The 10,316-nt window shown below is 74.1% G+C and carries 1 pseudogene (cut by a window edge); it reads right to left on the bottom strand.

The annotated features are described in order from the left end of the window. Window positions 1-10,316, bottom strand: a pseudogene (locus ACIRQ7_RS18955) (hypothetical protein); its annotated part runs 41,978 nt beyond the window's last position; the annotation flags it as partial.

Here is a 10,316-nt window from a genome sequence, read left to right as displayed (position 1 = left end):
CAGGCCGGGGCTCCGGCTGAGACTTCGCCTCAGACACCGACCCATACGGCGCCGGCCGCCGGGGCAACGACTCCGGCACCGGCCCCCGCGCCGAACGTTCCCAACTCGACTCCCCGACCTCCGGCCCCGACCGCCCAGCCTCAGGCTCCGACGACCGCTTCGACTCCGACTTCGACTCAGGCTGCGACTTCGCCTTGGACGCCCTCCGCGACTCCGGCTGCGACGACTGCTTCGACTCAGGCCGGGGCTCCGGCTGAGACTTCGCCTCAGACACCGACCCATACGGCGCCGGCCGCCGGGGCAACGACTCCGGCACCGGCCCCCGCGCCGAACGCTCCCCACTCGACTCCCCGACCTCCGGCCCCGACGACCGCCCAGCCTCAGGCTCCGACGACCGCTTCGGCTCCGACTTCGACTCAGGCCGGTGCTCCGGCTGCGGCTGCGCCGGCCGCCTCGGCTCCTGCGCACGTCCCCTGGACTCGCTGGAGCGCCGGGGCACCGACGGCGACGGTCCTTCCGTCCCGCTTTCCGGCTCCTCGTAGAGGGGCCTGTCGGTGAACCGCGGTGGCGGCTCGGGCCGCGACGTATCCGGCTGCGACGTCCGCTGCGGCCCGGAGGCGTCCCTGGACTCGGGGCCCGCGGCACGTCGGCGCCTCGGGGCGGGCTCAGGGCTGTGCTCGGGGCTGGACGGCCGGCTCGGCATACGGCCGCGGCTCGGCCCCGGCCTGCCCGATCGCTCCTCGCCCGAGGCGTACCAGAACTCGGGTCCGGTCGCGGGTCCGCGCCCGGCCCCCGGCCGTTCGGTACGCCACTGGCCGGACCTGATCCACTCCCGGGTCTGCTGATTCCACCGCATGCGGTCGTACATCTGCTGGGACGCCCAGCTGTACGGCTGCGACGGGCCCTGGCCCGCGCCGAACCCCTCGCCGGGCCCCTCCGGTCCCGACCCGAACCGCTGCGCCTGCGGACCCGACGGCCCCGGTCCCCCGTCGTGCCCCGGGCCGTACTCGTACCCGAACTGCTGCGACCACTGCTCGAACCGCGCCGCACGCGGGCCCCGCTGCCCTGTCCTCGATCCACGCGACGGCTCCGACCGTCCCTCGGCCCTCGGCCCGCGCGACGGTCCCGGCCGCTCCTGGCCCGAGGCACGCCTGCGTCCCTGCCCGCGCTCGGGCCCGTCCGCCTCCGGCCCGTGCCCCGGCGTACTGCGGCGCTGCGGCCTCGGCTGCGGCTGCGGCCTCGGCCCCTGCCGGCGGCCCGTCGATCCGGCGGAACGCCGGGGCAGCGGCTCGTCCCCCAGGTGCTCGAAGCGGGAGTCGCCGGTGGAGTCGCCCGGGGCGGACTCGGTGGCACGCCGTACCGGAGGGGCGGCGCCCTCCGGCATGGTGTGCGTCTCGCGCAGCTCGCGCAGCTCGTACAGGCCGTGCGCGTCCCTCATGACCACCCGTCGGACGACCTCGAAGGCCGTCGCGCGGGGGTACAGCGCCTCCGCCCGCTCCGGGCGGTGAGCCGCGAAGGAGATGTCCGGGGCACTCGACCGCAGGACACGGTTGAGGGTCCGGTGGCGACCGCCAACGACCGGCACCGCCATGTCCACCACGCTCGGGTCCAGCGTGACCTTCTGGAACTGCGGCATCCAGAGCAGCTCCGCGCCACCCGGCACGGCGTCGCCGCGCTCGCCGTCCAGTTCCCCGGGCTCGTGCGTGAAGAAGAACGCGTCCTCGCCGGACGGAGGCAGCCGGTGCAGGCCGTCGGCGAGCATGCCCAGGTGCTCGTGGACCTCGTTGAGCAGTCGCTGCGCCCTCTTCCCGCGGAGCGCGTCGACCTCGTCGAGCAGCCGCTTCTCGTACCTCTTGATGTCCGCGGTCCGGGCCCGCCCCCCGGCGTACGCGCCGCGCAGCTTGCGGGCCGTCTCCCGGAACACCTCGCCCCGCATCAGCAGCAAGGGGAAGCCGGTCTCGCGTCGATCCAGCCGGCTGTCGACCAGGTCGCTGAGGAAGTCCACCAGGCCCGTCGCGTCGAGCTGCCCGTTCTCGGCCACCTCGTCGTAGAGCTTCGCGTCGAGTGTGGTGGCCAGGTACATCGCCGTGAGATGCGCCGACCGCGCGTGGTCGAGCGGGTGGCCGCCGTGACGCTCCTGCCAGTCCTCCAAGGCGTCGAGCCGTTCCTCGTCGGCGTTGTTCCTGCCGGTGAGGACTTCCCGGATGCCCTTGGGCACCGCCGGGCCCCCGGTGACCTCGGAGCTGAGCCAGGCGACCCGCTCCAGGTAGCGGAGCTCCTGCGGGGTGGCGTAGTGGACCGGGGAGTGGCCGGTGTCCCTGCCGACGGGGTCGAGGTAGCGGTCCGCCCAGTTGTACAGGTGAGCTCCGTAGCCGAACACGGCTGCCTCGTCGGCCGGCCCGCCGAAGCCCACGTCCGCGCGGAGCGACGCGGAGAGCAGGTCGTGCAGCGAGTACGGGCCGAGCAGGGCCGCGAAGACCGCGAGCCGCCAGGCTTCGAGCTTCTCGATGTCGTCGCCGACCAGCTCACGGAACTCGCGGAACAGCAGCTCCGGCAGCTCGGTGGTCTCCGACAGCGCGCGGATCCCGCGGTCGTTGCACCGCGCCAGCGGCTCCGCGGACAGCGGCAGGCGGTCGAAGTCCTTCATCCGCCGGTCCGGTGCGACGGTGCGGAAGAACTCGGCCACCAGTTGGGAGACGGACGCCGACCTGCTGGGCGCCTTGACCGTGGCGAGCCGCACGGCGTACCGGGCGGCGGCCAGCGCCTCGGGGCCGTTCAGCGCCTCCTTGAGACGCCCCTCGTAGGTCTTGGCACGCTCCATCCAGTCCTTGAGCCTGGCCCTGTCGCCGCCTCCGTAGTAGTGGACGAACCGGTCCTGGTCGCGGTCCGGCGAGGGAGACACCGGCAGACGGGTATCCCGGCCCCGGGGGTCGAAGGCGGCCAGTCGCGGTTCGGGGGCGAGCGGGTGCCGCCGTTCCAGCACCAGCTCCGTTTCCTTGAGCGTCACCCCGGCGTCCTTGGCCCTCTTCTCGGCCGAGCCCGTCGCGGGCTGCACCCAGGAGTTCGTCGTGGACCCGATGGTCCGGTGGCCACTCCCGTCGGCGAAGCTCTGCGCCACCGCGTCGGCCCCGTGGCGTTCCGCGCCGGGGCTGCCCCCGAGCAGGACGATCGGCAGGTCCTGCGGCACCCCCGCGGCCCTCATCCAGCGCCGCGCCTCGCGCCCCACCTGGTACGGGCTCTCGCTCTTCGGCCCGTAGGGCGTCGGCACCACCATGGCGCCGGAGTCGGTGGTGCGCACGTCCACCAGACCGACGTCGGCCGCGTTCCAGGGCAGTTCGCGTGCCTCCGGCTCCGGGACCTTCGCGGTCTTGACCGTGCCGTCCCCCTCGACGTTCCAGACCCGGTACTTCGTCATGTCGCCGAAGTCGCGGTAGTCCTCCGCGACTTCGGCGCGTCCCCGGGCGTCGAGGAAGCTCAGCCCCAGGCGGCGGTCCTCGACGGTGATCGGTGCGGGGAGGGCGTCCCAGCGGCGGGAGGGTTGCTCGTCGACGGACCGGAGGGTGACGACGGCGAAACGCCGCCGGGTGCGCAGATCCATCGAGGAGGTGATGTCGCGGATCTCCAGGCGGCCGGGGCGGGAGGTGAGCACGGAGCCCTTCGCCGGATGGAACGCGGTGGGGCCGACGTCGTGGAACTCGGAGTCCTCCATCTGCCACAGCACGGCGTGGTGGCCGTCCAGCATCTTCCCGGACTCCGGCATGTCGGCGAGCGCCGCGGACCAGGAGCTCGTCGCCTTGTCCAGCGGGGATTGCCGGACGTGGCGCGAGAGGCCCACGGTGCTGTACGTGCTCGGGTTCCGCAGCGAGCCGGGCTCCTGGGTCCACCAGCCGACCCAGCCGCGCCGCTTCGGCGCCATCGCGGCGGCCTCCACGGCCAGCTCGGCGTAGCCGGTCAGGTCGGCTGCGATGTCCGCGATGACGGCGTCGGCACGGGCCTCCAGACGGGTGAGTTGCCGCTCGCGTTGCACCCCCGTTCGCCGGCCCTGCTGCGACTCCTCGTGGAAGTCGCGGATCAGGTCGGCGAACGACGGGTTGCCCTGGAGCAGAAGCGGGTACTGGTGGGCGCCCTTGCCGGCGTACGCCTCGCGGACGAGGTCGCGGGCGATGCGCTGCAGCTCGGGCACGGCCGGGTCGGGCCGGCCGGGGACGGCCGGGTGGGCCAGACGTGCCCGCAGCAGCAGGTGGTCGGGGCCGGTCGCCAGGTAGTGCCCCAGCACGTGCCCGGGCATGAGGTTGTCCAGCGGCCAGGCGCCGCCGTGTTCGCGCAGGTGGTCCAGCCGGGCCGCCCGCCGCTCCCGCCACTCCGGGCCGGTCAGGGACGCGCCGGTGGTGTGCGCGGGCGTGCCGGGCAGGCCGAGCAGCTTCGCGATGTCCCCGGCCTTCCGCAGCACCGCGGGGGCGAGTCGGCCCGCCTTCTCCGCGTACCACCTCTCGTGCGGCAGCCGCAGGTCGTCCCACGCGTCCGTGCCGGGTCCGAACTCCTCGTGGAGTGCGTCGGTGACGGCCAGTCGGCGCGGGTCGAGGTTCCCCAGCACCCAGGTGTGCAGGCGTGCGGCGTCCATCGGTGCGGTCGGCACGCCCGGCACCTTGGCGTTCGCCGCCGCGACCATGAGTTCGGCCAGGCTGTGGTGGAGCAGCTCACACCCGAGCACCGCCTCGAAGAACGTCCACGGGTTGCCGTCGTGCACCGGCAGCACGGCACGCAGTCGGAGCAGCCACTCGGCCGTGTGGGCGTGTCCGTGCGCGGAGAGCTGGACCCCGTACTCCCGGCCCCACTCCACCCGCTGGCGGTCCCACTCGTCCCGCTGCCGGAGCAACGCGTCCCGCTGCCGTGCCTCGTCCTCGTTCCTGGGCCTGGGCAGGCGCGGGTACGGCATCTCCGCGGTGGGCCGGTCCGGCATGCCCTCCGGCCGCAGCTCCGGCTTGCGGTCCCAGAGTCTGGCCAGGGCGTCCGGATACTTCGGGTTGCTGTAGGCGGCCCTGATCAGGGCCTGCATTCGCTCGGTGAGCCCGAGGGAGGAGTCCGGGTCGATGAGGTCGAGGTACTGCTCCCTCGCGGGGACGCGGACCCGGGGGTCGGCGAAGAAGCGGGCTGCCGCCGCGGTGGAGCCGCCGCCCTTGATCTCCCTCTTGGGCCCCGCCATCTCCTCGAACTCGTCGGCGTACCAGCTGTGCAGCGCGGAAAGGGTGTCCGCCACCTCCCTGAAAACGTCGCGGTCCTGGGCCAGCACCCTGCCCAGGGTGCGCTCGAAGTCCTGGCTCAGGTCTTCGTAGTGCGCGGAGCCGTGGAGCGTCGGGAAGCGCGGCGTGAGGACATCGTCCGCGCCGGTGGAGCGGCTGCCCGGCTCCTGCGACCCGGCGGCGCCGGGGCTGTTCCAGTACTCCTTCGCCGGGTAGTACGCGGGCGGCGCCGAGCCCTCGGCAAGCGGGGCGTCGACCGGAACCGGGCCGGAGCCGCCCGGCGCGAACCTCTCCCACTGAATGGGCCGGCCGTAGACGTCCTCGCCCAGGAAGAGCCGGTCCGGCTCGCCCTTGTGGGCCCCACCCGAGGCGTCCTCGTCACCGGGCACGACCGCGGTGTCGCCCTTGGCCCGGAACACCGTCAGCCGGTACGTGTCGGACATCCGCTGCACCCGCGGCGCCGACTCGCCCAGCGACACCGGCTCGAAGCACGGAAGCAGGGCCACCGACGTACGGCCCTTGCGCGCCGCACGCTCCATGAACTCCTCCACCACGCGCCACGGCACCGAGCCGTGAGCGCCCAGCCAGGCCGTCCCCTGGGGCATGGCCAGCTCTCGCTGAACCCCCCACCGGCGCCCCGCCGCGTCACGGCTCAACTCCGTGTACGCGGAGAGCCGGTGCAGCCGCGAGAGAACCCCGGCACGCAGGTCCTGGTCCGACCGCGTGTAGAAGGACGTGCCGCCCCACGCCCCGCCGAAACCGGAGCCGAACCAGTCGCTGCCCTCCCTCGTGATGTCCCGGGCCTCCAAGCCCTCGGACGGGCCGGGACTCGGCGCCGCGACCGCCTCCGGGTCGCTCAGCCGCACGTACTCGTAGACCTGGCCGGTGTCCGGGTCGCGGCGCACCTGGCGCAGCACGACATCCAGCATCCGGTCCTCGGCCCACCGGGCCCGGTGCTCGCCGGGCTTGCCCGACGCCCGGTGCACCGAGGTGCGCGCCACGTGGTACAGCACCGCGTGGTCCTGCACACCGCCGTCGGCCGGGCTCCGCAGGGCGGCGTGCGCGGCGCGGGCGTCCAGCGTCACCTCGTGGGAACCGGGGGCCCACACCTCGTGCAGGGTGTCGGTCGGCGCGGTGCCCGCGTCCTCCGGGCGCAGCACGCCCGGCAGTCGGCCGGCCCACCATGCCTCCGCGGTCTCCGGGCGGCCCAGCCAACGGCGACGGGCGGCACGGGACCGTTCCCATGCGGTGCCCTCGTCACCGGGTTCGTAGGTGAACAGCCGCGGGTCCGGCTCCTCGGAGTCGCGCACCAGCACCAGGCCGGTGTTCCCTGCCTGGTCCCCGCCGAGCGCGCGCATCAGCACCGGAGCGCCGAGCGTGACCCGCAGGCTGCCGTCGGCCTCCTCCTGCGCGCGCACCGGTACGTCGTCACCCCGCCGCTTCGCCCCCTCGCAGGAGGCCAGTTGCACCAGGGTGTCCAGCCCGAAGCCGTGGGCGGGGAGCAGCCGCCGCAGGTGGTGGCCGTCGTCCCGGCCGGTGACGAAGATGCGGCCGTGGCGCGAGGACACTTCCAGGATGTCGGCGTTGCCGTGGCCGATCCGCATGGCCCGTCGGCCGTGGGCGGGCATGGCCTGGACCGGGCCCTCGGTGGCGTCGCCCACCTGGTCCCCGTGCCAGACGAACTCCGCGGCTCCCGCCTCCGCCCACGCCAGGCCGCGCTGGGCCGGCACGTCGCCCGCGCCCATGCTGAACACCACGATCCACCGGCCGCCGGCGTCGACCAGGTGCCGGGTGACGATCGGACGGTTCCAGCCCTGCGTCGCGAGCGGTTGAAGGACCTCGTCGGCCAGCACGTGCCAGAACCGGCGGCCGGTCGTGGCGTCCACGGCCGACCGGACGTCCCGCGCCACGAGGTCGGCACGGCGCGGGTAGGTCAGGCGGTCCGCGACGTACGGGTCGTTGCGTGCGCCGTGCGCCTCCGCGACGTCCACCAGGACGGACACACCCGGCTCCGCCGCATCCGCGTGCCCGATGGCCTCGCGCGCGGCGGCCTCCCGGTCCGCGGTGCCGGAGTCCAGCCCGGACAGGGAGAACCCCTGCGTGATGCGCGGGAGCCGGAGCATCCGCAGCCCCTGCCGGTACGGGCCGTGCCAGCCCGGGAGAAGCTCCAGCGCCTCCGCCGCCATCTCCGCGTCGGCCGGGTGCAGCTCCGCCACCGGGACGTTCTCCAGCCGTTCCAAGGCCGTCAGGTGCGCGGGGCGCAGGTTCTCGTCCAGGGTCTGCTGGGCGTGGTGCCAGTCCAGCCAGCGCTCGTACGCGACCGGGTCGAACATGGCGGGCCGGCCGCCTCGCCGGGTGGCGTCCGCGACGTAGGCCCGGTGGTGGGGAAGCTCCCACAGGGTGCGGACGTCCTCGGGAAGCGTCGACCCGGCCGGCAACCGCCCCGAGGTGATGAGTCCGCGGGCGTCGAAGTAACCGTCGGCCCAGGGGAGGAAGCGGTCGGCGGAGGTGTGCCTGACGGTGGGTTCGACGTCCTTCTCCTGGACACCGGCCTGCTGGGCGGCGTCCAGCGCTTCGCCCAGTGAACGCCCCGCCTGCACCTGCCCGACGACCGCGGCGTCCCGGAGGGCGAGCAGGTCGCCGTCGGGGGCATTCAGCGCGCGGTGCACGTCCAGCAGCCGGCCGACGGCGACCGGCGGGCCGTCACCGGTGAGGCGATGGCCGAGGGCACGCAGACGCTGGGCCGTCGCCGCGTCGTACGGCTGCTCGGCGGGCCTGGGCGGCAGCCGGAGGCCCGCACGCCGCACCACGGGGCTGGACGCGGCCATCTCGGCGGCGCGCTCCAGCGCCTCGAGGGCGACGCGGAGTTGGACGTAATCCCCCAGGAGATGAGCCATGCCGCCGCGCGGCTCGACGCCCGGTTGCAGGAACGCGCGACGCGCCTCGGTCTTGCTGCCCAGGGCCTGGCGGAGCCTGTCGTACAGCGCCTCGATGTCCCGCTGCACCTCCTGGATCAGGCGGGAGCTGGTCGACAGCACGCGAGCCATGGCCTGCTCGTACTCGGCGGCGGCCTCGTGCGCCTCGTCGACGAGGGAGGGGAAGCGCGGGACGTCGGTGGCCTCGTCGCCGGGGCTGTTCCAGAACTCCTTCGCCGGGTAGAACGCGGGCGGCGCCGAACCTTCGACCAGCGGGGCGTCGACCGGAACCGGGCCGGAGCCGCCCGGCGCGAACCTCTCCCACTGAATGGGCCGGCCGTAGACGTCCTCGCCCAGGAAGAGCCGGTCCCGCTCCCCCTCCCGGAGCCTGCCCGAGGCCTCATCCGCGCCAGGTACGAGCGCGGTCTCGCCCTTGGGCCGGAACACCTCCAGATGGTGGGTGTCGGCCATCCGCTGCAACCACGGCGCCGACTCGACCAGCGACGCCTGCGTGGAACACGGCAGCAGCGCGACCGACGGACGGCGCTCGTCCACCGCCCTCTCCATGAACTGCTCGACCACACGGCGCGGCACCGCCTCACCGTGTCCGCCCAACCAGGCCGTCCCCTGGGGCATGGCCAGCTTGCGCTGAACCCCCCGCCGGCGCCCCGCCGCCTCACGACTCAACTCCGTGTACTCGGACAGCTGGTGCAGCCGCGAGAGCGCCCCGGCACGCAGGTCCTGGTCCGACCGCGTGTAGTAGGACGTGCCGCCCCACGCCCCGCCGAAACCGGAGCCGAACCAGTCGCTGCCCTCTCGCACGATGTCCCGGACCTTCAGATCCTCGGACGGCTCCGGCGACGGCGCCACGACCGCCTCCGGGTCACTCAACCTCACGTACTCGTAGACCCCACCGGTGGCCGGATCACGCACCAGCTGGCGCAGCACGACATCCAGCATCCGGTCCCAGGCGTACTGGGCGCGGTGCTTGTCGCCGGGGGCACCGGACGTCTTGTGCACCAGGGTGCCGACCACGTGGTACAGCACCGCGTGGTCCGGCGTGCCGCTGAACGTGACGGGCTCGCTCGGGGGCGCGGTCTGTCGGTCCAGCCTCACCTCGTGGGAGCCGGGGACCCACACCTCGTGCAGGGTGTCGGTCGGCGCGGTGCCCGCGTCCTTGGGAAGCAGCACGCCCGGCCGACGGCCGTGCCACCACGCCTGCGCCACCGGGTCCGGTGATGTCTGACCACGCCGCCGGGCGGGGAACCGCTGGAGCGGCGTGGCGCCGTCCCGGGGCTCGAAGGTGAGCAGCTCCGGGTTCGGCTCCTCGTCGTCGCGGAAGAGCACCAGCCGCGCCGGCTTCCCGCGGTCCGTCGTCGGGCCGATCATCGTCGACGAGCCGAGCGTGACGCGCAGGCTCGCGTCGGCCTCCTCCCGCGCCCGCAGTGGCACGCCGGCCCCCCGCGGGCGCGCCGCCTGGCAGGAGACCAGCAACAGCTGGGTGTCCAGGGCGAAGCCGTACTCCGGGAGCAGCCGCCGCAGGTGGTGGCCGTCGTCCCTGCCGGTGACGAAGATGTGGCCGTGGCGCGAGGGCACGATCAGGAACTCGTCGTTGCCGTGCATGACGCGCAGCGTGCGCCGGTGGCCGGTGGCGAGGCGCTGGGCGTCCTTCTCCTCCGTGTCGGTCTCCGCGTCGTAGCGCGAGACGGACCTGCCGGATGCCGCCTCCCGCCACACGCGGTCACCGTTTGTCAGCGAGTCCAGGGAGGTGAGGCTGGTCGCGACGAGCCACTTGCCATCCGGGGCGGTCAGGTCGCGGGTGATGATCGGGCGGTCCCACCCGTCCGCGGCGAGCGGTTCGAGGACCTCGTCGGCCAGCACGTGCCAGAACGGCGTCCCGCTCGACCCGTCCACGGCATACCTGACGTCCCGCGCCACGAAACCGGCACGGCGCGGGTAGGTCAGGCGGTCCACGACGAACGGGTCGTTGCGTGCGCCGTGCGCCTCCGCGACGTCCACCAGGACGGACGCACCCGGCTTCTTCGCCTTCGCGTACCCGGTGGCCCGGTGCACGGCGGCCTCCCGGTCCGCGGTGCCGGTCTCCAGCCCGGACAGCGAGAACTGCTGCCTGGTGCGCGGGGGCCGGAGCATCCGCAGGCCC

Source organism: Streptomyces sp. NPDC101393, from assembly GCF_044767385.1.
Classification (GTDB): domain Bacteria; phylum Actinomycetota; class Actinomycetes; order Streptomycetales; family Streptomycetaceae; genus Streptomyces.
The sequence above is the reverse complement of the archived record's forward strand: the minus strand, read 5'-3'. Positions and strand labels throughout refer to the sequence as shown.